The organism is Ruegeria sp. BHSC029 (assembly GCF_059613085.1).
The window spans coordinates 58,867-82,801 of the sequence record NZ_JBXWRU010000001.1; the positions used below are offsets into that span (position 1 = coordinate 58,867).

Here is a 23,935-nt window from a genome sequence, read left to right on the forward strand (position 1 = left end):
GGCTTGAAAAACTCAGGTGGAGGAAATTATGACGACAATTGCAGGAATTGCCGCAGGAAATCCAAGCTTTAGCATTCTTGTCGCAGCAATAGGTTTTATCGATGACCAGAAGGGGACTGACTACCTTGGTGTCCTCAGTGGAACGGCTGGCGACCCTTCTGCGACCTACACGGTTTTTGCCCCGACAAACGCGGCATTCGGGCAGCTCGCAGCTGATCTGGGTTTTGCGGGCGACGTTACTGACACCGCAGCCGTAACCGCATTTCTGACCTCTTTGAACGAAGATCCGGTCGAAACCGCAACGCTGCTTGAGACGATCGTCACCTATCATGTTGCAGCTGGCACCCAAGGGTCGTCCGAGATTGCGTCGGCGGGTTCGGTGACCTCACTTCAGGGCGGCGTGATCGACGCGTCCGAACTGCCGACACTTGGCGATCTGGAGCCGGACCTCATCAACCCGTCGCTGGTGCAGACAGACATTCTGGCGGACAACGGCGTGGTCCACGTAATTGATCGCGTTCTGCTGCCGATCGATCTGCCAGGCAATGACGCCCCGACGATTACGGAAACCGTTCTGGCGGTAAGCGGCGCATCCGGCTTTGACGAAAACGGAGGTGATTTCGACATTCTCCGAGAAGCTCTGATCGCGGCTGATCTGGCGGGCGCCCTTAATGACTCGAATGCCGACCTTACCGCCTTCGCGCCGACCGATGACGCGTTTATCGCGCTCTCGAACTCACTGGGATACGAAGGCAGCGATGAGGGCGGAGCGTTTGCATACCTTGTTGACGCACTGCGTTTGCTCAACGGCGGAAACGATCCCATCGAGCTGTTGACGACGGTGCTGACATACCATGTCTCGGGTGAAAGCCTGCAGGCCAGCCAGGTTCTGGCGTCTGAGGAAATCGAAACGCTCCAGGGCGGCACGATAGGTGTGGATGCCGAGACCCTTACCCTGGTCGATGCCGATCCGGACGTTCAGGATCCAAGCCTCATCGCGACCGACATTCAGGCGTCGAACGGTGTGATCCATGTATTGAACGGCGTTCTGCTGCCCGCCGATCTGCTGCAATCTGACGGTTCAGGGGCAGTCGATTTCGTCATCGGAGACGACGGTCGCGAAGTTATCCGCACAGGTCGGGACAATGACCTGATCGATGCCAAAGGCGGCAACGATATCGTTTTCGCAGGAAGTGGTGACGATCTGGTTCTCGCCGGTGACGGTCGGGACAAAGTTTTCGGCGGTAAGGGTGACGACACCCTGAACGGCGAGGGTGGAAACGACATCATCTTCGGCGGCCGTGGAAATGACGAAATTTCTGGCGGTGGCGGAAACGACAAACTCATCGGCGGCTCGGGCTCCGACAGCTTCGTCTTCGAACAAGGCGGCGGTCATGACACTGTGTTCGGCTTTCGCGCAGGTCGCGACAAGATCGACCTCAGCGCATATGGCTTCACAGATTACGAGGAAGTCGAGGATGCGATCAGCGGCCGTTTCTTCAAGACCAAGATCGATTTGGGAGACACGGAAATCTCGTTGTTCGGCGTCCGCGCCAGCAGCCTAGACGAAGGTGATTTCATTCTCTGATAGGCAAGCCCGCCTGGACCGACCAAAACTGTTTGGGCGGGCTTTTCTTGTTGAAACGGCTTCACTACGTTTTTTGGCAACAGTGTTTTGGGTGTGTGGGTGGCGACAGCCCGGGTAAACGCAGTTACTCGCCGTAAGCCATTAATTTCCAATACTTTCAATTATTAGGCCCGCGTGCATCCTGCAAGACGCAGGCACCCAATCAAGGCAGAAAACTCGTGATTACAGCGGTGCCCGGCGAGGTCGGGCCACGCATCGCGCGAAGCTCACCGCTGGCATCCTCAAGGCGGACCTCTCGGGCCACCATCGGCTGTATGTCAACGTCACCCCGCTCGATCAGTCCAAGCAGACGCGGGTATTTCCAGGACGGCATGCCCCGGGTGCCAAAAACCGAGAGCTGTTTGGAATATATCGCGCGCATGTTCATGCGCATCCAACCGTCACCCGACGGCATCCCAATCTGCACATGACGGCCCAAGATCGCGAGGCACTCCAGTGAAGCGTTCGTCGTGGTTTCGATGCCCAGAGCTTCGATGGAAACTTGCGCTCCTCCACCGGTGATTTCCAGGATCGCGGTCGCCGCATCCTCTTTGGATGCATTGACCGTCGCGTCCGCGCCGTGGAGTTTTGCGTGCTCGAGTTTCTCATCGACCACATCCACCACGACAACCCGGCATCCCAGCATTTTCGCAAGCAAGAGAACGGACAGACCAATTCCACCGGTTCCATGGACAGCAACCCATTCGCCCGCAGCAACATCTGCTCGGTCCGTCAAAGCATGCCATGCGGTGGTGACGCGGCAGCCCAGGCCGGCGGCGAGGGCAGGGGAGAGTGTGTCTGGCAAGTGAACCAAGTTATGGTCAAAGGGCACCGCAACATATTCCGCATAGGCGCCCGGTGCGCCAAATCCGGGAACGATCTGGTTGGCGCAGGTATTCGACACTCCGGTTTGACAGGCATGGCAACTGCCGCACCCTAGGATGAATGGGGCGATGAGGCGATCACCCACTTTGTGTTTCGCATTGGACCCGGCCTCGACCACGGTGCCACAGTATTCGTGCCCCAGGATGGAGCCGTTTTGAACTTTCGGGTGGGCACCGGACCAGCCGTGGTAGTCCGAGCGGCACACGCCGCAGGCGGCGACCTCCAAGACCACTCCGTTGTCGGGGCAGGTTGGGTCCGGGACCGTTTCAATCGAAAGGTCCTCGTTGAACTCTCTGACGACTGCAGCTCGCACTTCGCGCTCCCAAAATGGTTTCTTCGACCCAAAAATCCCGTCCCGTCAGAACTAGACGGGTCGGTCGCCTTTCACGGTTACACGCCGCCCCTTTCGTTCCGCGGGCCAATAGTCCCAGATGGCACGATGCATACAGCAACGATTGTCCCAAAACGCCATATCGTTGAGCGACCACCGGAACCGGATTTGATAGTTGATCTGTTCGGCATGCTCGAAAAGCATGTTGAGGATCGCCTCACTTTCCTTGGCCGACAAGCCGATAATCTTCGTTGTGAACGTTCGGTTGACGAACAGCGATTTTCGTCCTGTCTCGGGGTGAGTTCTGACGATCGGATGAATTGCTTCGGGGCAATCAATATCCGCGTCCTTTTGGCCCCGGTCGCTGTACCGGCCCTTGTATATGTGTTCGGAGCTGTGGAGGGCGGATAGGCCGTCGAGCATGCTTTTGATCGGTTCGGACAGATCATCGTAGGCCGCATACATATCGCTGAACATGGTGTCCCCGCCGCAAGGAGGGGCAATGTGGATCTGAAGCATTGTTCCCAATGGGGGCGTCTCATCACATGACACGTCCGAGTGCCAGAACTCACCGTTGGCCACCTTTGAATTTTTGGTGGCATGGATCTCGAATATCTCAGGATATCCTTCCATCGTTGGGGCTGCGGGGTGTGCGTGGAGCGGCCCGAAGCGTTTCCCAAACTCGATGTGCTGCGCAGGCGGTATCTCTTTCTGCTCTTTGAAGAACAGAACCTGATAGGTGTGAAAGGCATCGCGGATTTCGGCAAACTGGTCGTCGGGCACAGGCTGGCTCAAATCGACCCCATAGATCTCGGCCCCGAGGTTCGGAGCGAAAGGCTTGGCAACGATGGACGTGTAGGTGTTGGACTTTGGGGCAACCATGGGGACCTCGGGGCGCTGTTTCATTGAGCCTGTTTCGTGCAGGGTACGGATCAAAAAATGTAAACAAAAACGAAAATGATTTGATCAATCGGTGAAATTCTCTCACCTTTCATGGACCCGGACAAAGGTGGCGAGGTCTTTGGGATGAGCATTCGAGCGCTGCGAACTCTGGTCGCAATACATCGGCATGGAAGCTTTCGAGCCGCATCGGAGGCTGAGCATCTGACGCCGTCGGCGGTAAGCCATCAGATGCGGAACCTTGAAGTCATGTGGGGGCTCGACTTGTTTGACCGGTCGGCGAAGACACCCAAACTGACCAGTGCGGGGCTCATGCTTGTTGAAGAAGCGGCGGCGGTCGTTGCCACGTATGATGGCCTGGCTGACAAGGTGAGATCGGACAAGGAGCTTGCAGGCGAGATAATCTTGGGTGCAGTTCCAACGACTTTGACGGGTTTGGTGCCTGCTGCGTTATCAAGGCTGAAGTCAGAGCATCCTGACGTGCGTGTCAGAATTGTTCCGGGCTTGACCAATCAGCTGCTGTTGCAGCTGGACCGCAAACAGGTTCACGCGGCAATCATCTCACGCCCGGATATCCTTCCGAAGTCGCTGGAATTCTCGGAAATCGTGACCGAGAAACTGGTCCTGCTCGTCTCGGAAAACACTCCGGACCTTTCTCCCGAAGAGCTTCTCGGCGCACTGCCGTTTATTCGGTTCACTCGCGACGCGGTTGTGGGGAGGCAGATCGAGACCTGGTTGCAAAGGATGGGTATAGAAGTCAAAGACGCCATGGAGCTTGAAAGCCTTGAGGCAATATCAAGCATGGTCGCCGCTGAACTCGGGGTCTCGATCATACCTGACAGTCGTCTGGCGTCTTATGACCATTTACAGCTCAAAAAAATTCCTCTGGAGCAGTTCGGACCCCGACGCATCGTCGGTCTTGCGAGTGTCGCAATGTCACCCCGTGCCAGAATGGTAGACGCAGTCCGGAGCGCACTGCTGGATGCGGTGGGACCCTAGTCGGTTCTCAGGCGGAGCCGAGGCCCCTGATTGCTTTCGAGAATTGCTTTGGTGGCTGCACGTTATTGAAGCCAGAAGCCGGTAGAGTAGCGGCGATGATTTTCGCTGCACCCAGAACCAGTTTCGCCATCGACGGCCGGGCTGCTGTTCGCTCGAAAACTGTGCATTTATCTATAGGCCGCCAACTGGAAAAGCCCGTACAACTTGCAAAGTTTGAATTGATCGTCACACTTCTCGTATGAGCGAGTATTTTGATGAGATGTTCAACGGCGACGGGTCTCTCAGAGGTCCGTACGAAGAGATCGGACGTTGGTTCAATGCGGAAGATGTCTCACGGCTGAGGGCCAAACAGCGCGAAGCCGAAGAAGTATTCAGGCTGACGGGGATTACTTTCAACGTCTACGGCAAGACCGAAGCCGAAGAACGTTTGATCCCATTTGATATCGTTCCGCGCGTGATTTCAGGGCGCGAATGGCAGCGTCTGGAACGCGGCATCGAACAGCGGGTTCGGGCGATCAATGCGTTTCTTCACGACATCTATCACCGACAGGAAATCGTGCGTGCCGGTCGCGTGCCGGCAGAGATGATTGCCAGCAACGAAGCCTTCCTGCCGCAGATGCTGGGTGTCTCACCGCCGGGGCAGGTCTACACCCATGTGGTTGGCGTCGATCTGGTGCGTACCGGGCCAGACGAGTTCTTCGTTTTGGAAGACAACGCCCGTACGCCGTCCGGGGTCAGCTACATGCTCGAAAACCGGGAAACCATGCTGAAGATGTTTCCCGAGCTTTTCAGCGCCACGAATGTGCGCAATGTATCCGATTATCCCCGCAATCTGAGACGCTCGCTTGCGGCCAGTGCGCCGGCCTGCGCGGATGGCGAGCCGACCGTCGCGGTATTGACTCCGGGGATCTACAATTCAGCCTATTTTGAACATGCGTTTCTGGCCGATCAGATGGCCGTGGAACTGGTCGAGGGCCACGACCTGCGGGTTGTCGACGGGCGCGTCTGCATGCGCACCACGCGTGGTTACAAACCAATCGACGTTCTTTACCGCCGGGTTGACGACGATTTCCTGGACCCGCTGAATTTCAACCCGGACAGCGCGCTGGGCGTTCCTGGCATTCTGGACGTCTATCGGGCCGGGGGCATCACGATCGCCAACGCGCCGGGCACGGGCATTGCCGATGACAAGGCGATCTATTCCTACATGCCTGAAATCGTTGAGTTCTACACGGGCGAGAAACCCCTGCTCAAAAACGTTCCTACGTGGCGCTGCAGCGACCCCGAGTCGCTGTCCTACGTATTGGACAACCTGTCCGATCTTGTCGTCAAAGAGGTGCACGGCTCGGGCGGCTATGGGATGCTGATCGGTCCGACCGCCAGCAAGAAAGAGATTGCGGCCTTCCGTGACAAGCTCAAGTCGCGGCCGTCGAACTATATCGCTCAGCCCACGTTGTCTCTCTCGACGGTGCCGATCTTTGCCCGTTCGGGACTTGCCCCCCGGCATGTCGATCTGCGGCCGTTTGTTCTGGTGTCCCCGGATGGGATCGAGATCACCCCCGGCGGCCTGACGCGCGTTGCGCTGAAAAAAGGGTCCCTGGTCGTGAATTCAAGCCAAGGCGGCGGGACCAAAGACACCTGGGTTCTGGAGGACTGACCATGCTGGGAAAAACTGCTGGCGGGTTGTTCTGGATGTCCCGGTATCTTGAGAGGGCGGAAAACACGGCCAGACTGCTTGAAACAGGTCAGAGGATGGCGCTGACCCGGACCAAGAATTCCGATGCGGAATGGGGCTCGGTTCTGAAAACAGCCGGCGTTTTCGGTGGATACAGCGCCAAATATGATGAGATTTCAAAAGACAATGCCGTGGATTGGATGTTGCGTGATGCCGACAATCCATCCTCGATCAAGTCGGTCATCAAGCAGGCGCGAGATAACGCGCGCCTTGTTCGAACTGCATTGACCCATGATGTCTGGAGCGCGGTGAACGCCACGTGGATGCAGATTGATCAAGCCATGAAGCGCCGCGTGAACGAGAGAGACCTGCCGGGGACGCTGGAGCTTATTCGTCAACAGGCGGCTCTGGTTCGTGGTGCGACGCTGGGGACCATGCTGCGCAACGATATTTTCGACTTCACCCGGATCGGCACCTTTGTCGAGCGGGCCGACAATACCGGGCGCATCCTGGACGTTAAGTACTATGTCCTTCTGCCCACGGCCTTTTCGGTCGGCTCGTCACTGGACAACATCCAATGGGAAAGCATCCTGCGGTCCGTGGGTGCGGGTGGTGGCTATCGCATGACCCACGGCCAGAATACCCGGCCGTCGGAAATTGCGCAGTTTCTGATCCTCGATCAGCGGATGCCACGCAGCCTGCATTTCTGCTGCAGGAAAATCCAAGAGAACCTTTCTTATCTCAGCAAAGACTATGGCTTTGCGGGGCCGTCGGTTACGGCGGCCAATGCGCTGTCCGAGAAGTACCTCGACCGGCAGATTTCCGATATCTTTGACCTTGGGCTACACGAGTACATTCAGGATTTTTTGAAGGATCTCGGAGACTTGAGCCGCCAGATTGAAGTTGACTACCGGTTCTATGAGTGACCAATGAAACTGCATATTCGCCACGAGACACGATACGATTTCGACGCGCCGGTTCCCTTTGGCCTGCAGCAGCTGAGAAAAACTCCCAAATCCTTCCGCAATCAGAATATCCTCTCTTGGAGCACCGAAGTGACCGGGGGGCGCAAGGAGTTGAGCTTTGAGGACTACCATCGCAACACAGTGGAACTGATCAGTTTCGAAGCGAATACCCAAAGCATCTCATTGATCTCCGAAGGTGTTGTCGAGGTTGAAGACACGCATGGTGTGTTGGGACGCCACGAGGGCTCAACGCCGTTGTGGCTTTTTCAGCGGAGCACGCCTTTGACAACGCCGGGCAAGGGTGTTGCAGACGTGATTGCCGCTTTGCCGGATGGTGAGCCGCTAGAGCGGATGCATGCCCTGTCCGAAAGCGTTCGGGCTCAGGTCTCCTACGAAGTGGGAGGCTCGCACCCGGACTGGAGCGCAGAAGACGCTCTCAAGGCCGGGCGCGGCGTGTGTCAGGACCACGCGCATGTGTTCATCACTTGCGCGCGAAAGATCGGCGTGCCGGCCCGCTATGTCTCGGGTTACCTGATGATGAACGAAACCGAATTGCAGGATGCCACCCACGCGTGGGCCGAAGTTCATCTGGACGGGCTTGGCTGGGTTGGATTCGACGTGTCCAACGGGATTTCACCCGATGACAGATACGTGCGTGTCGCAACCGGTCTGGACTATGCCCAGGCGGCCCCGGTAATAGGAAACAGAATTGGGGCAGCGGGCGAGCAGTTGACGGTTCAATTGCAGGTCGCACAGCAGTAACGGAGAACCTGATGACCTATGCTGTGGGCATGCGGCTGAACCGCGGACTGGTTTTCATGTCGGACACGCGTACGAATGCAGGTGTCGACAACGTGTCCACCTTCAACAAGATGTTCAATTGGACCGTCGAAGGCGACCGTTCGATCACCTTGTTGACGGCTGGCAATTTGGCGACCACCCAAGCCACCATAAGCCTGCTGGAAGAACGTACAAAAGCCCCGGAAGACCGGTCGCCGTCGATCCTTGAAGCGCCGACGATGTTTCAGGTCGCCCAATTGGTTGCGGCGACGCTGAACGACGTCATCGAGGGGCATTCCCGAGCGGGCCAACAGGCAGACAGCGCCTTTCACGCGACCCTGATCCTGGGGGGGCAGATCAAAGGCGGCCCGTCGCGCCTGTTTCTGATCTATCCCGAGGGCAATTTCATCGAGGCTGGTGAGGATACCCCGTTCTTTCAGATCGGTGAGACGAAGTACGGCCGCCCCATACTGGTACGTGCGTTTGATCCGGACATGAGCTTTTCCGAAACGGTAAAGCTGTTGCTGGTCAGTTTCGATTCAACGATCAAGGCCAATTTGTCCGTCGGTGCACCGCTTGATCTGCTGCTTTATGAGGAAGACAGCCTTACGGCCGGCACGCGTTCAAGGTTCGAGCCTGACGATCAGTACTTTCGGACCATATCCGAAGGGTGGGGCGATGCGCTGAAGGTCGCCCTGTCAAAGCTTCCGGCATACGAAGCCTGAGGAGCGAAGTCTTGTGCTCCCGCAGGGCGCAGGTTTCAGGCTGCCAGACCCTCAGCAGCCATTTGACTCAGGGTCACTCAGATAGGCGATCATCTGGTCCAGGTCGCGGCGAATCCCGTGCAGGTCTTTGATCTTTTGATCCACATCGGCCAACTTGCTTTTTAGGTTCGCGATCACCTCGGGCCGCGGGATAGTGTTTTCCGGGTCTTCCGGAAGGAAGCGCTTGATTTCCGACAGAGAAAAGCCAAGCGACTTGCTCATTGCGATGGTTTTGATACGAGAAATCATTGCGTCGGGATAGTCGCGATAACCGTTCTCCAGACGCTCGGGCGGTGGGATCAGGCCGTGTTTTTCGTAGAACCGAATGCTTGACGCTGACACGCCCGTGGCTTCTGCCAATTTTCCGATCTTCATGCCCTTGACCTTCAACCATTGTCGAAGGTTTATATCACCTGGGATCGAGAAGAAAAGGATCCCAAGATGACTGTTTCACCGCTGTTCGAACCGCTCACATTGCCAAATGGCGCGGTTCTCAGAAACCGTCTGGCAAAAGCTGCAATGGAAGAAAGTCTGGCGGCTTTCGGGCAGGTGCCAGACGAGAAAATTCACCGGCTTTTCCGCCGCTGGGCCGCGGGCGGCGCGGGCCTGTTGATCACTGGAAATGTAATGGTCTCGGCTGATGCGCTGTCCGGCCCCGCCAGCGTGGTTCTGGAAGACGGAACTGATCTTGCGCCTTTCCGGGAATGGGCCGAGGCAGGGCAGATGCGCGGCGGAGCAATCTGGATGCAGATCAATCATCCCGGTCGTCAGGTCCTGGCGAGCCTGGGAGAAGAAACGGTGTCGGCGTCCGACGTTCCGGTCGAGATCCCCGGTATGTCCAAAAATTTCAACCCGCCGCGGGCCCTGACCGAGGCCGAAATTCAAGACCTGATTGCCCGTTTTGCTCGAACAGCCGCGTTGGCCGAAGAAGCAGGATTTGACGGCATTCAGATACATGCCGCCCACGGCTATCTTATCAGCCAGTTTCTATCGCCCTTGACCAATCGCCGTACCGACCATTGGGGCGGCTCTTTGGAGAATAGGGCGCGCTTCCTTTTTGAGGTCGTTCGCGCGATCCGGGCCAGCGTCTCCAAGAGCTTTACCGTTTCGGTGAAGCTGAACTCGGCTGATTTTCAGAAAGGTGGATTTGGGCAGGATGATGCCAAATGGGTGGTCAACCAACTTGGCGATATGGCTATTGATCTGGTCGAATTGTCCGGCGGTTCCTATGAGAGTCCGGCCATGCAGGGCAGGCAGGAGGATGGCTCCAGCACGGCCCGGCGCGAAGCCTATTTTGTAGACTTCGCGCGGGAGATCGCTGCTGACGCGAAAATGCCGATCATGGTGACCGGCGGCATTCGCTCTCGGGCTGTTGCCGAGGATGCATTGGCCAACAACAGGGGCGGGATTGGCGTCTCGGTACTGGGAGTGGCTCGCGCGATGGCGTTTGAACCTGATCTTGTCGAAAACTGGCGGAATGGCAAATCAGAGTCGGTCAATATCCCGGAAGTGTCTTGGAAAAACAAAAGGCTGGCGGGGTTCGCCTCGATGGTGCTGGCGTATTTCCAGCTTGAACGACTGGCAAATGGCAAGCCACCGAAAGTACCTCACTCGGCATTTCTCGCGCTGATGCGAAATCAGATGCGGGCGAAGCGATGGACGAAACGATACCGTTCCTGGCGCGATGCCCGGGCATGATGTGGTCAGGGAAGCCTAAAGCAGGGAGCCAACGGCGTTTGTACTGGTATCACCGTGTGGCGGCGCTTTTGACGCTTGGCTTCCGGCACCGACCGCAGGTGTTTCTGCCGTTGCCGCCAGAGTTGGAAATGGGCGCAACCTTACACAGGTTGCGCCCGAATTTTTGCCTGCTCGCCGCTTCTAACCAAGCAACCTTGGCAGGGTCAGCGAGATCGCGGGCACAAAGGTGATCAGCATCAGAGCGACCAGAATTGCCAGGTAAAAGGGCCATATCGTCCGAACCGCCTTTTCCATCGGCAGTTTGCCAACGGCGCAGCCGACAAACAGGCAGGAGCCAACCGGAGGGGTGCACAGTCCCAGGCCCAGATTCACCAGCAAGATCATTCCGAACTGCAGGGGATCAATGCCAAGGCTGTTGGCAACCGGCAGGAAGATCGGCGTGCAGATCAGGATCAGGGCCGCCATGTCCATGATCATGCCCAGAAGCAACAAGACCGCATTGATCATCAGCAGGATAAGGATCGGGTTTTCCGTCAGGCCTGTCAGAAGATCCACCGTTTTGTCCGGCACTCTGTAGAAGGTCAGCATATAGGCAAAGGCACCCGCGCAGGCGATCAGGATCATGACCATGGCCGTCGTGCGTACGGCCGACGCAACCGCGATGCAGAACTTGTCCCAAGTGATACTCCGGTAGACCACGAGCGTGACGACAAAGGCATAGATTGCGCCGAACGCCCCGGATTCAGTGACCGTGAAGATGCCTGACAGGACACCTCCGACGATGATCACGGCAGTCAGCAGCCCGGGGATCGCGCTGAGAAAGCTGATGACCAGAGCCTTCCAGCCCGGAAAGGTTTCGGCCTGATACCCTCGGCGCACCGCAACAAGATACGCGGCGACGGCTAGGCAGAGGCACATCAACACGCCCGGAACTACGCCCGCAAGGAAAAGCTTCGAGATCGAAATGCCGCCCCCCGCTGCAATGGCGAAGATGATCATGTTGTGGCTGGGAGGGATGATGATCCCTGCGATCGACGACGTGACCGTCACATTGACCGCATAATCCGCGTCGTAGCCTTTCTCTTTCATCACGGGAACAAGAATGGAGCCGAGGGCAGATATATCGGCGATGGCCGATCCCGAAATTCCACCAAACAACATCGACGAAAACACATTCACGATGCCCAAGCCCCCACGAACGGCGCCGACTGCGGCTGACGCGAACCGCACCAGACGCATGGCGATCCCGCCGTGGAACATCAGTTCACCGGCGAAGATGAAAAACGGGATTGCCATCAACGAGAAAACGTTGATGCCCGAGATGATCCGCTGGAACCCGATCATCAGCGGCAAACCTTCGAACCAGAAGGCCGAGATGGCGGCAATGCCCAAGGCGAAGGCCACAGGTGTTCCGATCAGTACACACAGGGCGAAGACGCCAAGCAAAAGAAGAATTCCCATGATCCGCCTCTATTCGATGCTGTCTTTTCGCTCGTCAAAACCGACGCAGAGGCGGATCAGGTGACCAACGGAAAACACAAGGATAAGGCCCCCGCCAATGGTCAGGGGCAATGACCGCAAGCCTTCGGGAACCTGGATCAAGGGGATGAGCGACCCCCATTTGAACATCGTAAGCCGCGCCCCGAACACCAGCATCAGAGCACCGAATCCGGCCATGATCACATCCGTGCAAACGACCAGAGCCGTCCTGACTCGCCGCGGAACGGCCGAGCGCACGAGGGACACGGACAAATGCGTGTTGTCGTGCACACCAACCGCCGCGCCGATGAACGCGATCGTCATGACCAGCAACAGGGCGACCTGCTCGACCCACGTTGGCGTTGCGTTCAGGACGTAGCGGCCGAAGACGAGCCAGCCGAATATGATGGTGACCACGACCAGCGCGACACCGGTCACGATCCGGCATGCATCGGCGATGCGGTCGAGGATCCTGACCATAGTGCGCACTGAGGACGGGGGCGTAGATGTATTGCTCATAAGCCTGAAACTCTTGATCAGATGTCCGGCCCCGCATTGGCAGGGCCGGACGGTATCAGATCCGATACGGTCCGATCACTCGGTCGCCTGGATGGTTTCAACCAACGGGCGGAGGTCAGGGTTGGTTGCGAAATAGGCCTCGTAGACCGGGGCCATCGCGGCCTGGAACGGCGCTTTGTCGGCCACTTCGTTCACTACCACACCCGCAGCCTCGACCGCCGCGCGGCTGGCCGCTTCACGCTCGGCCCACAATTGCCGCTGCAACTCGGCGGACTCTTGCGCCGCCTCTCTGACTGCGGCCTGCAGTTCGGGCGACAAGGCGTTGAATTTGTCGGTGTTGACGCACACGCATTCAGGGATGATCAGGTGCTGGGACAGCGAGTAATAGCCGGCAACCTCGAAATGGCCGGTCGACTCGTAGGACGGCCAGTTGTTCTCGGCGCCATCGACGACCCCGGTCTTCAGGGCCTGATAAACCTCGGCGAAGGCCATGGGCGAGGGGTTGCCGCCAAGTTCGGCAATCATGCCGGTGAACAGATCGTTGTTCATGACCCGCACTTTCATGCCCTGGACATCGGCCGGGGTATTGATCGGCTTGGTCCCGTTGTAGAAGGATCGGGCGCCGGCGTCATACCAGGCAAGCGGGGTCAATCCCTTGGCTGCCATACCGGCCGCGATCGCGGCACCGCCCTCGCTGTCCAGAACGCGGAACATGTGTGGGACGTCCTTGAAGATGAAGGGCAATGAAACGACATTTGCCTCGGCGACAATCGGGCCAATCGGACCCAGGTTGAAATTTCCGACCTCCAAGGCGCCAGCGCGGACCTGTTCGACCGCATCGGGCTGGCTGCCCAATGTGCCGCCGTGGAACATTTGCAGGTTGATTTCACCGCCAGTCTTTTCGGTGACCAGTTCGGCGAATTTGTCCATCGCGACAGTATTCGGGTAGCCGTCTGCGTGGATGTTCCACCCGCGCCAATCCTCGGCCAAAGATGCACTGCCCGTCATGACGACCATGGCTGCGGCGCCGATCAGTGTTTTTGTAAGTTTGGTGTTCATGCTTTCCTCCCTAGAAGCAGACAGATGTTTTTGGTGATCGGTCGGAGCCGGCTATGAAAAGAGCAGGCCTCCGTTGATGTCGATGTTCGCGCCCGTAATGAAAGCGGCGGCGTCCGAGGCCAGAAACGCGACGAGGTTTGCCACATCCTCGGACGTGCCTTCGCGTTTCAGCGGTGTGGCGCTGGCCACGTTGGTGCGGACTTCGGTCTTGGTGAAGACATTGTGGAAGTCTGTGTCGATCATGCCCGGGCAAACCGAATTGATCCGGATCTCGGGCCCCAGTTCCTTGGCCAGCCCACGTGTCATCGTCATGACCGCCCCCTTCGAGGCCGCATAGGCAACCGCGCCGGGACCACCCCCGTCACGACCCGCCTGACTGGCGAACCCGACGATCGCGCCGCCTTTTTTCATGTGCGGCAACACCGACTGAACGGCGCGGGCAAAAGAAGTGGTGTTCAGGTCCATAACGTAACGCCAATGGTCCATGTCCATCTCAGACAGGGTCTTTCGGGCCACCAACCCTCCGGTCACATGGACAAGAATGTCGATCCGGGGCCCGAAGGCGGCAATCGTTTCTGAGACCAGCCTGTCCACATCCGCGCCTGACGTCATGTCGCCCTGTACGGCAATCGCCTGACCGCCGGCAGCCGTAATCTCCTGGACCGCAGACTCTGCACCCGTGGATGAGCTGTGATAGTTGATTGCGACCGATGCTCCGGCCTCGGCCAGTTTCAGAACGCAGGCACGGCCGATGTCCCGTCCGCCGCCGGTCACGATCGCAACCTTCCCTGCAAGGTCCCGGTTCAGGCCAATCTGTTCAGCGTTCAATTCGGTCATTCTCTTGTCCCTTTGGATCCCCGGTCAGCCTGCCGGCGCGCCCGTTCCGATATTTGAGTTCGAACGGGCATGAAGCAGTGTTGCGTATTTTAGTCGACTAGGATACTAGTATTGTCAACAACTTTGTTTGAGGGTCACAAAGGGCATCGCACGGCGCGTGCCAAAATAATTGGCTGGAGTTACATTGAGGAGTATCGAGGGAGGGGCCTCGAGCCACGGAAAACCACCCGAGTTGGTCATGCGCAGAAAAAAGGCAAGAAATGCAAAGTATTACGGACAAGATCGAGCGGCGCACAACCACTGACATCGTTTATGAGAGCCTGTACGAGGCGATCGTTTCGCTTGAAATTCTGCCGGGGACGAAACTGTCCGAAGCAGACATCGCAAAGAAGTTTGAGGTGTCCAGGCAGCCGGTCCGCGATGCTTTCAACAGGCTCGAGGCGCAGGATTTGCTGCTGATCCGTCCTCAGAAAGCCACTCGGGTCCGCAGCTTTTCAATGGAACGGATCGGTCATGCACGCTTTGTTCGCCTGGCCGTCGAGTTGGAGGTGGTGCGCGCTGCATGCCAGGTCTGGAGGCCCGAGTACTCGAAGTTGCTGGAAGACAACCTCAAGCGGCAGAAAGACGTGGTTTCAAGGAAAGAGGCCGAAGAGTTTCATCAACTCGACTACGACTTTCACCGGTTGATTTGCGAGCTGAGCGGCAACCCGCTGGCCTTCGACACGATTCAGGAATGCAAAAGAAAGATCGACCGCCTGTGCGTTCTGAGCCTTGGGCGCGAGAGCGAGGCCGAGACTCTGGTTCGGGATCATGTGGCGCTGGCCAAGGCGCTTGCAGACCGCGACGAGGCGGTGGCGAGCGAAACCATTCGCCGTCATCTGGGCCGTATCGACAAGACCATCGAGGAGGTTCACGCGAAACATGCCGAGTATTTCGAGTGAAATGAACGCCGCCGCCTGACCGAGGACACTGCATCATGACAAAAAGCTATCCGATTGTGTCGCCCGCGCCGGGCGTCTCGCGCCAGGTTTTGGCAGATCACGAAGACCTCATGATGGTGTCCTTCCGCTTTGAGAAAGGTGCCGAAGGCGCGCTGCACGACCACCCGCATGTGCAGTCGACATTTGTGCGGTCCGGGCGGTTCAATTTCGTCATCGGAGATCAGGAGCGAGAGCTGGGGCCCGGTGACAGCCTGATCATTCCGTCCGGCGTTAGCCATGGTTGTGTTTGCCTGGCGGCCGGAGAGTTGATCGACTGTTTCACGCCCAGGCGGGACGACTTTCTGTAAGGCGCATTCCGCGAACGCGCTTGCCATGGCCCGCGATTACCTTGACCCCATGAGGCCTGGTAACCTGTTTTTCGGCGAAACGGGTCGGGCAGGGGGGCATATCATTGCGCCGGAAATCGGATCAACCGACAGCGGCCCCGCAGCTTGGGCTAGGAATTGCGGTCCTCACGTGCTGATCCAATGCCAAGGATCAGGTCAGCGCATCGTTCGCCCAGCATCATCGCAGGTGCGTTTGTGTTGCCGGCGTTGATGTCCGGCACGGCAGACATGTCGCACACCCGCAAGTCCTCGATTCCGCGCACGCGCATTCTGGGGTCCAGCACAGCCATTCCATCACCGTCCCGGCCCATTCTGGCAGTGCCCGACGGGTGATAGTTGGTTTTCACGAACCGTTTGCAATGTGCTCGCAGCGTCTGGTCGTCGTCCGCTGTAGGAATCACGATTTCGCGGATCCTTTGCGCAAGCGGGCCCGAGGTGAATGCCCGACGAAAGAAACGCTGCCCCCGGATCATCTCCTGCATGTCGTCTTCATGCTTTAGAAGGTTGGGTGAGACCACTGGCATCGCGAAAGGATCGGCCGAGCGAAGCCGAACCTCTCCGCGTGATTTCGGTTTGACCACGACGGTTGTGACGGTCAGTCCAAAGTCATCCTGCACCTCGTCAAGCGCGTCGCGATCCAGATAGACGATGGGAACGCAAAAGGCCTGAATGGTTGGTTCTCCATCAGGGTTCGACGGATTGACGAACGCGCCGGCTTCTACCCCGGCCGACGTCACCGGGCCGCTGCCGAATAGCTTGAACTGAATACCGTTGCGCAGCATCCGCCAGCCCTCACCTTGTTTGAAATATCCGTAAGGGCCGTTGGCCAAGGCGGTGATCGGAACTTCGGGGTGGTCGATCAGGTTTTGGCCGACCCCGGGCAATGGGCAGACCACGGGAATATCGTGTTCGGCAAGATGTTCATCCGGTCCGATACCCGACAGCATTAGAATTTTCGGCGTGACGAGGGCGCCAGCCGCAAGCACAACCTCACCATCACATCGGACGGTGTGGGACCCGCGTTTGTCTCGATACTGCACGCCGACGGCCCGGTCGTTTTCGATGATGATTTTGCTGACTTTTGCGCCCAGCTGGATGGTCAAATTCGTGTTCGCCTCAAGTGGAGCGAGGAAAGCGTAAGCTGACGAGCTGCGCTTTCCGGCGCGATTGGTGAACTGATAGAACCCGACGCCGCGCTGCGATGCGCCGTTGAAGTCCGTGTTGAATGGTTCGCCAAGAGCCTGCACCGACTGAACGAACCAACGGGACATGTCGTCGATATGCCCCGGATCCGAGACCTGCACCGGACCGTCGCTGCCATGCAGGTCGTTGTGCAGCCTGTTGTTGCCTTCCATCCTGCGGAAATAAGGCAGCACATCATCCCATCCCCAGCCGACCCCGTCGTTGGTCTGTCTCAGCAGGTCGTTCCATGCGTCATAGTCGGAAGGCCGACCGCGCATATAGACCTGCGCATTCACCGACGACCCGCCGCCCAGCACGTTGGCCTGCGGAATGTCATGCACGCGGCCGTCCAGGTGGTCCTGCGGTTCGGTCTGGTGGTAGGTCATGAACTTGGACCCGTTGATCATCTTGAAGATACCCGGCGGCATGTCCAGCAGTGGATGGCGATGCGAATGCCCCGCCTCCAGCACCAGAACCCTGCACTTGCCTTTATTGACCAGCCGCGCTGCTGCCGCGGCGCCGGCCGAGCCGCCGCCGATGACGATGTGATCGAAGGTTTCCGTCATGATTTCGCCTTCAGGTCCGGCGTTTGGGCTCGCTGATCGAGTCGCGCTCGACCAGTTCGCATTCCAGCTTCACGAGCGGATGCCGCTGACCGTCCGTCGGTCCATGGAACAGCTGTTCGACGACCCAGCGTCCCATCGCCCGGGTGGGAAGGATCATCGACGTCAGGGGCGGCGACAGGTGCCGCGCGGTTTCGTCATCGTCAAATCCGATGACTGAAATGTCCTCGGGGATGGACAGGCCAAGTTCCTTGAGAGCCTCATAGCAGCCGATGGCCATGCGGTCATTCTGGCAGAAAATGGCGGTTGGCGGAGAGGGCAGGTCCATCAATTCGCGCGTGGCGGCGTAGCCTGCGCTGGGCAGCCAGTTGCCCTCGATGACCAAATCCTCGTCAAATGGGATGTCGGCGGAAGCCAGGGCGTTTCTGTACCCGGTCGTACGCCCGGCGGCGCATTCCATGAACGGCTCGCCGGTGATGGTGGCAATTCGTTTGTGCCCGGCCTTGATCAGGGCGTTGGTCGCCGTATGTCCGGCAGCGACTTCGCCGGGGATTACCGAAGGAAAAGAGAGGTCGTCGCAGCAGCAGTTCAACAGCAGAACCGGGGTGGCCGTCTGCCTGAGGATCTCCGGCACGACCACCCGCCGCGTAAAAACGGTCGCGTAGATGATGCCTGCAACCTGTTGGTCGAGGAAATACCTCAGCGTTCTGGGCTCGACCTCGGGGTCGTTTTGAGTCTCGGCCAGCAACACAAGGTTTCCGGTGTCCCGAACGGCCTGTTTCACCCCGTTGAACGCGTTCACCATCTCGGGGCTCGACGCCAGATCATCCACGACGAAAGCTATGGTTCCGTCCAGCGCCGCGGGCCGGCGCGCGCTGTCCTGGGGTTTCCTGAGTTGAGAGGGCATGGCGTATCCAAGCGTGTTGGCGGCATCCAGGACCCGTTGCTTGGTATCCTCGGAGATCTTGACGGAATCATTCTTGTTGAGAACCAGCGATACTGTCGTCTGCGAACACCCGGCGACGCGCGCAATGTCGTGCATCGTCACGCGCTGCCGGCCCGCGACTCGTCCTACACCCCTGTGCTGCCCGGCTTTGTTCGCTTGATCGTTCATCGCTCAACCTTTTTGTTCGCATCCTTTTTATCGACTATGCGGAGGGTGCGCAACTAATATTAGTAGGTGATAATTAATATTAGTGTTGACGAAATAATATTATTAGTGTTTTGATCGGCGGTGCGGTCGCCATTGTGGTCTGGCCGAGCAAGTGCGGGAGGCGAAATTGCGGTCTGTAGTGGGGGAGCCGGGTCAAGTCGTTCGCCATTCGATGTTCATCGATGGCCGCTTTGCCGACTTTGACGCGGACGCGGTCGATGTCGAAAACCCTGCAAATGAAGAGATCGTAGCACAGGTTCCAGATGGTGGTGCCATGCATGCCGATGCGGCGGTCGAGGCGGCCCGCAGGGCTTTTGGCGCGTGGTCTGCGCGCCCGGCGATCGAGCGGGCGCAAATGGTCCGAAAGCTCGCCGAGGCCATCCGGGTCGACGCCGCGCGTCTGGCTGCTTTGATCACAGCCGAGCAGGGCAAGCCGATCTCGCAGGCCCGAGGTGAAGTGGATGCCGCCGCTACCTTTCTTTGCCATGCAGCTGAAGAGGCCCGGCGGATTTCGGGTGACATAGTGGCCTCGGACAACAGGTCCGAAGAAATCCAGATTCGGCGCCATCCCTACGGCGTTGTCGTCGCGCTGACGGCCTGGAACTATCCCTTGGCATTGGCGGCCAGGAAAATCGGGCCAGCGCTGGTCGCGGGCAACACCGTTGTTTTGTTGGGACATGAAATCACGCCGCTTTCCGGTCTTGCGGTTGCCGAGCTTGCGGACAAGGTCGGCTTTCCGCCCGGCGTTCTGAATGTTCTGACGGGGAAGGGGCCGGTGGTTGGGCAGCGGCTGGTCGAACACCCCGATACGTCACTGATCACGATGACCGGCAGCACGCGCGCCGGGAAAGAGATTTTTCGCTCAGCGGCCGACCGGATCAAGGTTGTCCGGCTCGAGCTTGGAGGCAAAGCTCCGTTCATCGTGATGGAGGATGCGGATGTTGACGCCGCCGTTTCGGCCGCCATTGCCGCCCGGTTTGCCAATTGCGGCCAGATCTGCACCTGCAACGAGCGTATGTATCTCCATCGCGACATTGCAGACCAATTCTTGGAAAAATTCGTGTCAGCAGCCCGCGCTTTGTCGATCGGGGATCCGATGGAGGACAGCGACTTGGGGCCCAAAGTCAGCAAGGTCGAAGTGACCAAGGTCGCCGAAATCATCCAACGCAGCATCGCAGAGGGTGCCACGGTGCATCTCGAAGGTGGGCCTTTGACGGACGGCGCGCACGGCAAAGGGCACTGGATGTCCCCGACCGTTCTCGAGGTCTACGACAACGGCAATGCCGCGATGCAGGAGGAGGTCTTTGGTCCCGTGGCGACAGCCATGCGAGTCGATGATTTTGATCAGGCGATAGCCTTTGCGAATGACACGTCATTCGGGCTGTCCGCCTATCTCTTTACGGCATCGCACCGCCGATTGATGGAGGCCCCGAGCCGTTTGAAGTTCGGCGAACTGTACCTGAACCGTTCGAATGGCGAAGCCGTGCAGGGGTTTCACACTGGTTGGGGGCTGTCCGGGGTTGGGGGCGAAGACGGCGCCTATGGCTTCGATGGCTATTTGAGGAAACAGACGACTTACATGAATTGGGCATGACCTGAAAACTCGCGGTCAAAACGGAGGCGACCGCACCAATGGAGGAGAAATAACCATGAAACGCAGAACTCTTTTGATCTCGACGGTTGTCGCAGGTGCGCTGTTGGGCACCACGGCGATGGCGCAGGATCTGCCACCGCTTGAGCAGAAAGATCGCTACAAGGTCGGCTTTGCGCAGATGGAGTCGAACAATCCCTGGCGCATTGCCGAGACGAAATCGTTCCATGACACGGCCGAGGCCTGCGGCTGGGATCTTATCGCGACGGATGCGGCCGGATCTGCGGCCAAGCAGGTTGCGGATGTGGACAGCATGATCGCGCAAGGCATCGACGTCCTGTTCCTGCCCCCGCGGGAAGAAAAGCCGCTGATCCCGGCCGTTATGAAGGCTCGTGCCGCCGGCATTCCGACCTTTCTGGTGGACCGCTCGGTTGATCCGGCCGTAGCCAAGCCGGGCGAACATTTCGTGGCATTCCTTGGATCGGACTTCATTGATCAGGGCAACCGGGCCGCGCAATGGCTGATGGAAAATTTCGAGGGCGACAAAGGCATCATCGTCCAGTTGGAAGGCACGACAGGGTCCTCGCCTGCAAATGACCGCAAAAAGGGTTTCGACGACGCGATCGCAGCGGATGGCCGTTTTGAGATCGTGGCCTCTCAGACCGGGGACTTTGCACGCGACCTGGGTCGTCAGGTGATGGAAACCCTGCTGCAGGCGCATCCCGACGTGAACGTGGTCTACGCCCACAATGACGAGATGGCGATCGGCGCGATCCAGGCTCTGGAACTGGCGGGCCGCAAGCCCGGCGAGGACGTGACCATCGTTTCGATCGACGGGACACGCGATGCGCTACAAGCCATCATCGACGGCAAGATGGGCGTCACCGTCGAAAGCTCGCCCTTCTTCGGCCCACTGGCCTGTGAAGTCATGAAGAAATACGCGGCTGGCGAGGCGATCCCGGAATGGGTGAAAGTCGAAGATCGCATCTTTACCAAGGACAACGCGGCCGATCACATCGACGAAGCCTATTGATTCTCCCTGGTGGGTAGTGCTGGCCTGTGGTCGGCGCCGCCTGCAAGCAATCGGAGGAAGACATCTCATGAATGCGCTCGTCTCGATGTCGGGAATTGAAAAGTCCTTTGCCGGCGTACCGGCACTCAGCCAGGCCAGCCTGGAGATCGCACCGGGCGAGGTTCATGCGCTGATCGGTCAGAACGGTGCCGGCAAATCGACGATGATCAAGGTCCTGACCGGAGTTTACGACCGGGATGCCGGCGACGTGCATCTGGCGGGTGTGCCGAGCCGCATCTCCACTCCGCGCGAAGCGCAGGAATCCGGAATTGCCACGATCTATCAAGAGCTCAACCTGGTGCCGCTGCGGTCAGTGACCGAGAACATTATCATGGGGTACGAGCCCAAACGTCTTGGCTTTCTGGTCGACTGGCGCGAAGGCAACAGGCGCGCACGCGAGGTTCTTGCGCGCTTTGGCATAGATATCGACGTGACCGAGCCGCTGGGAAATTTCTCGACAGCCATCCAGCAGTTGGTTGCGATTGCGCGGGCTGTGTCATTGGACGCAAAGCTGGTCATCATGGACGAACCCACCTCGTCGCTGGATGCCAGCGAGGTCGAGGTTCTGTTCGGTGTGGTGCGTGAATTGAAGAAGCAGGGTGTTTCCGTCCTGTATGTCTCGCATTTTCTCGATGAGCTGTTCCAGATCTGCGACCGGGTCACAACGATGCGAGACGGCCGCACAGTCAGCACGCGCAATGTGCAGGACACGACCAAACTGGAAATGATCGCGGACATGCTGGGCCGCAACAAGGACGAGATCGCGGCAGACGGGCTCACGGACTTCGCCGGCGCCAAGGCCAAGAAAGGCGATATTGTTTTGCGGGCCGACTCTGTTTCGACAGGCCCGCGACTGACACATTTCGACCTCACGCTCCACCGCGGGGAGATCGTTGGGCTGGGCGGGCTTCTGGGCTCTGGCCGGACAGAGGCTGCGCGCGCATTGTTCGGTGTGGACAGTGCACGCAGCGGCGCAATCGAGCTGCACGGTGCGGTCGGGCAACCGTCCGGACCAGGTGACGCGATCGCAAATGGGGTCGGCTTTCTAACCGAAGATCGCAAGGCCGAAGGGATCATTCCTGACATGTCCGTGCGCGAGAATATGACACTGGCCCTGCTGCCGAAGCTGGCCAGACGTGGTCAGATCGACTTTGCCCGCGAGCGCGAGATCGTTCAGGCCTTCATCGACGATCTGGGCATCAAGGCGGCGCATATGGACCAACCCATTCGCGAGTTGTCCGGCGGCAACCAGCAGAAGGTTCTGCTTGCCCGTTGGCTGGCGACGCAGCCCGACATCCTGATACTCGACGAGCCGACCCGAGGCGTGGATGTCGGCGCCAAGCGAGAGATCCAATCGTTCATTCGGTCTTATGTCGGAAAGGGGTTCGGCGTTGTCCTCATCAGTTCGGAATTCGAAGAACTGGTGGAAGGCGCTGACCGCATCGTGGTCATGCACGAGGGGCGCTCGGTCAAGGAACTGACCAACCCCGGGATTACCGAGAATATACTGGTGCGCGCGCTTGCGCATCATGAAGAAGGAACTGGTTCATGGACCGCGCAATGAAGTTGCCGCAACGGGTCGCATCGATGCCCTTCCGCTTTCATGGCGGCATCGCCGCGTTGGTCGCCCTGCTGGTGTTCAACGCGTTTTTCACCCCCAATTTCCTGCAGCTGCAGACCCTGTTCGTGAATATCAGTCAGGTTGCCACGATCGCCATCGTGGCCATGGGCATGACGCTGGTCATCGCCACGGGCGGGATCGATCTGTCGGTTGGCGCGGTCATGGCTCTGGCTGGGGCGTTGGCCCCGCTGATCTTTCTGTCGGATCTGGGCGCCGCCAATCCGATGCTTGGCGTCACTTTGGCCATTGTCCTGCCGCTGTTCGTCGCGGGGCTATGCGGGGTATTCAACGGCGTGATGGTTGCTGTGTTGAACGTGCAGCCCATTGTTGCGACGCTCATTCTTTTCATCTCGGGTCGCGGAATTGCTCAGGTTTTGACGAACGGGAACCTGCAGACATTTTCCAACCCTTCATTCAGTTATCTTGGAACCGGCAAGGTGCTTGGCTTGCCGTTCCAGGGGTGGCTGGCGCTGGCGATTGCCTGTGTGCTGTTTTGGGTGATCACCAGAACCACTTGGGGCCGCTACCTGCTGGCGATCGGCGGCAATGAACGTGCGGCCTATCTGGCGGGTGGTCCCGTCCGGCGGGTCAAGATCGGGGCCTATGTCATCTGCGCGGTGCTTGCAGGCCTGGCCGGTCTGATCGTGGTTGCGATCAACTCGGCCTCGGACGCCGCGCGCAACGGCAATCTGATGGAGCTTGATGCCATCGCGGCCGCTGTCGTTGGCGGGGCTCTTTTGCAAGGCGGGCGGGCGCCGATCTTTGGCGCCATTCTGGGTGCCGTGATCATCCAGCTGGTCAAATATACATTGTTGGCCAACGGGGTAGAGGACGAAGTTGCACTGATCGCCAAAGCCGTCATCATAATCCTGGCCGTTTGGGTCCAGCAGTTCCGGAGGGCTTGATCG

22 protein-coding genes are annotated in these 23,935 nt (G+C 58.6%); 13 read left to right on the top strand and 9 right to left on the bottom strand.

The features are described from left to right. The first annotated feature begins 28 nt into the window (after positions 1-28). Entirely contained in the window at positions 29-1,588 is a 1,560-nt protein-coding gene (locus tag AC2FML_RS00260) for a fasciclin domain-containing protein (protein ID WP_496781477.1), read from the top strand. 202 nt (positions 1,589-1,790) lie between these two features. Here the strand turns inward: AC2FML_RS00260 and AC2FML_RS00265 are convergent, their stop codons facing one another. After that, positions 1,791-2,825 carry a zinc-binding dehydrogenase gene (locus AC2FML_RS00265; protein ID WP_496781479.1) on the bottom strand — a complete coding sequence of 345 codons (1,035 nt, stop codon included), beginning with the start codon at positions 2,823-2,825 and terminating at the stop codon, positions 1,791-1,793. Between the two features lie 51 nt (positions 2,826-2,876). Then, positions 2,877-3,749: a TauD/TfdA dioxygenase family protein gene (locus AC2FML_RS00270; protein WP_217358855.1), complete on the bottom strand. Its 873-nt coding sequence runs from the start codon at positions 3,747-3,749 to the stop codon at positions 2,877-2,879. Between the two features lie 120 nt (positions 3,750-3,869). On the opposite strand from AC2FML_RS00270, the gene AC2FML_RS00275 reads away from it, so the two are divergent. The 5 genes from AC2FML_RS00275 to AC2FML_RS00295 all read left to right on the top strand — a co-directional run bounded on the left by AC2FML_RS00275 (position 3,870) and on the right by AC2FML_RS00295 (position 8,887). Next, complete coding sequence (locus AC2FML_RS00275; RefSeq protein ID WP_496781481.1) at positions 3,870-4,742, top strand: LysR family transcriptional regulator; 873 nt, start codon at positions 3,870-3,872, stop codon at positions 4,740-4,742. Positions 4,743-4,980: 238 nt separating this feature from the next. Next, positions 4,981-6,399 (top strand): circularly permuted type 2 ATP-grasp protein, encoded by a 1,419-nt coding sequence (locus AC2FML_RS00280; RefSeq protein ID WP_170339274.1) that lies wholly within the window; start codon positions 4,981-4,983, stop codon positions 6,397-6,399. A gap of 2 nt (positions 6,400-6,401) precedes the next feature. Then, complete coding sequence (locus tag AC2FML_RS00285; protein WP_170363773.1) at positions 6,402-7,343, top strand: alpha-E domain-containing protein; 942 nt, start codon at positions 6,402-6,404, stop codon at positions 7,341-7,343. 3 nt (positions 7,344-7,346) lie between these two features. After that, entirely contained in the window at positions 7,347-8,144 is a 798-nt protein-coding gene (locus AC2FML_RS00290; RefSeq protein ID WP_170339873.1) for a transglutaminase family protein, read from the top strand. 11 nt (positions 8,145-8,155) lie between these two features. Beyond that, complete coding sequence (locus tag AC2FML_RS00295; RefSeq protein WP_170339269.1) at positions 8,156-8,887, top strand: proteasome-type protease; 732 nt, start codon at positions 8,156-8,158, stop codon at positions 8,885-8,887. Positions 8,888-8,938: 51 nt separating this feature from the next. Here the strand turns inward: AC2FML_RS00295 and AC2FML_RS00300 are convergent, their stop codons facing one another. Next, positions 8,939-9,301 carry a MerR family transcriptional regulator gene (locus AC2FML_RS00300; RefSeq protein WP_170368241.1) on the bottom strand — a complete coding sequence of 121 codons (363 nt, stop codon included), beginning with the start codon at positions 9,299-9,301 and terminating at the stop codon, positions 8,939-8,941. A 66-nt stretch (positions 9,302-9,367) separates the two neighbouring features. On the opposite strand from AC2FML_RS00300, the gene AC2FML_RS00305 reads away from it, so the two are divergent. Next, a complete protein-coding gene (locus AC2FML_RS00305; RefSeq protein ID WP_496781483.1) occupies positions 9,368-10,624 on the top strand; it encodes an NADH:flavin oxidoreductase/NADH oxidase family protein in 1,257 nt (418 codons plus the stop codon). Positions 10,625-10,804: 180 nt separating this feature from the next. Here AC2FML_RS00305 and AC2FML_RS00310 read toward each other — a convergent pair whose 3' ends face one another. The 4 genes from AC2FML_RS00310 to AC2FML_RS00325 form a co-directional block, all read right to left on the bottom strand. After that, on the bottom strand, positions 10,805-12,085 hold the full coding sequence (locus AC2FML_RS00310; RefSeq protein WP_496781485.1) for a TRAP transporter large permease: 1,281 nt from the start codon (positions 12,083-12,085) through the stop codon (positions 10,805-10,807). A 9-nt stretch (positions 12,086-12,094) separates the two neighbouring features. Then, positions 12,095-12,622 carry a TRAP transporter small permease gene (locus tag AC2FML_RS00315; RefSeq protein WP_170339262.1) on the bottom strand — a complete coding sequence of 176 codons (528 nt, stop codon included), beginning with the start codon at positions 12,620-12,622 and terminating at the stop codon, positions 12,095-12,097. Positions 12,623-12,697: 75 nt separating this feature from the next. After that, the gene (locus AC2FML_RS00320) at positions 12,698-13,681 is read right to left on the bottom strand and encodes a TRAP transporter substrate-binding protein (RefSeq protein WP_093961689.1); all 984 of its coding nucleotides are present in this window, start codon (positions 13,679-13,681) and stop codon (positions 12,698-12,700) included. A gap of 51 nt (positions 13,682-13,732) precedes the next feature. Next, positions 13,733-14,518 (bottom strand): SDR family NAD(P)-dependent oxidoreductase, encoded by a 786-nt coding sequence (locus AC2FML_RS00325; protein ID WP_170366853.1) that lies wholly within the window; start codon positions 14,516-14,518, stop codon positions 13,733-13,735. 260 nt (positions 14,519-14,778) lie between these two features. Between AC2FML_RS00325 and AC2FML_RS00330 the strand changes: the two genes are divergently transcribed. Further along, on the top strand, positions 14,779-15,459 hold the full coding sequence (locus tag AC2FML_RS00330; protein ID WP_260065550.1) for a GntR family transcriptional regulator: 681 nt from the start codon (positions 14,779-14,781) through the stop codon (positions 15,457-15,459). A gap of 35 nt (positions 15,460-15,494) precedes the next feature. Further along, on the top strand, positions 15,495-15,806 hold the full coding sequence (locus tag AC2FML_RS00335; RefSeq protein ID WP_170339254.1) for a cupin domain-containing protein: 312 nt from the start codon (positions 15,495-15,497) through the stop codon (positions 15,804-15,806). A 149-nt stretch (positions 15,807-15,955) separates the two neighbouring features. On the opposite strand, the gene AC2FML_RS00340 is transcribed toward AC2FML_RS00335, so the two are convergent. Next, a complete protein-coding gene (locus AC2FML_RS00340) occupies positions 15,956-17,593 on the bottom strand; it encodes a GMC family oxidoreductase (RefSeq protein WP_496781487.1) in 1,638 nt (545 codons plus the stop codon). A gap of 10 nt (positions 17,594-17,603) precedes the next feature. After that, a complete protein-coding gene (locus AC2FML_RS00345) occupies positions 17,604-18,704 on the bottom strand; it encodes a LacI family DNA-binding transcriptional regulator (RefSeq protein ID WP_496781489.1) in 1,101 nt (366 codons plus the stop codon). A 166-nt stretch (positions 18,705-18,870) separates the two neighbouring features. Between AC2FML_RS00345 and AC2FML_RS00350 the strand changes: the two genes are divergently transcribed. The 4 genes from AC2FML_RS00350 to AC2FML_RS00365 all read left to right on the top strand — a co-directional run bounded on the left by AC2FML_RS00350 (position 18,871) and on the right by AC2FML_RS00365 (position 23,932). After that, positions 18,871-20,337 (top strand): aldehyde dehydrogenase family protein, encoded by a 1,467-nt coding sequence (locus tag AC2FML_RS00350; protein WP_496781491.1) that lies wholly within the window; start codon positions 18,871-18,873, stop codon positions 20,335-20,337. 55 nt (positions 20,338-20,392) lie between these two features. Then, complete coding sequence (locus AC2FML_RS00355; RefSeq protein ID WP_496781493.1) at positions 20,393-21,367, top strand: ABC transporter substrate-binding protein; 975 nt, start codon at positions 20,393-20,395, stop codon at positions 21,365-21,367. 67 nt (positions 21,368-21,434) lie between these two features. Beyond that, positions 21,435-22,970 (top strand): sugar ABC transporter ATP-binding protein, encoded by a 1,536-nt coding sequence (locus AC2FML_RS00360; protein ID WP_496781495.1) that lies wholly within the window; start codon positions 21,435-21,437, stop codon positions 22,968-22,970. Then, positions 22,955-23,932 carry an ABC transporter permease gene (locus AC2FML_RS00365; RefSeq protein WP_170442258.1) on the top strand — a complete coding sequence of 326 codons (978 nt, stop codon included), beginning with the start codon at positions 22,955-22,957 and terminating at the stop codon, positions 23,930-23,932. Before AC2FML_RS00360 ends, AC2FML_RS00365 begins: the two co-directional genes overlap by 16 nt. The last annotated feature ends 3 nt before the right edge of the window (positions 23,933-23,935 follow it).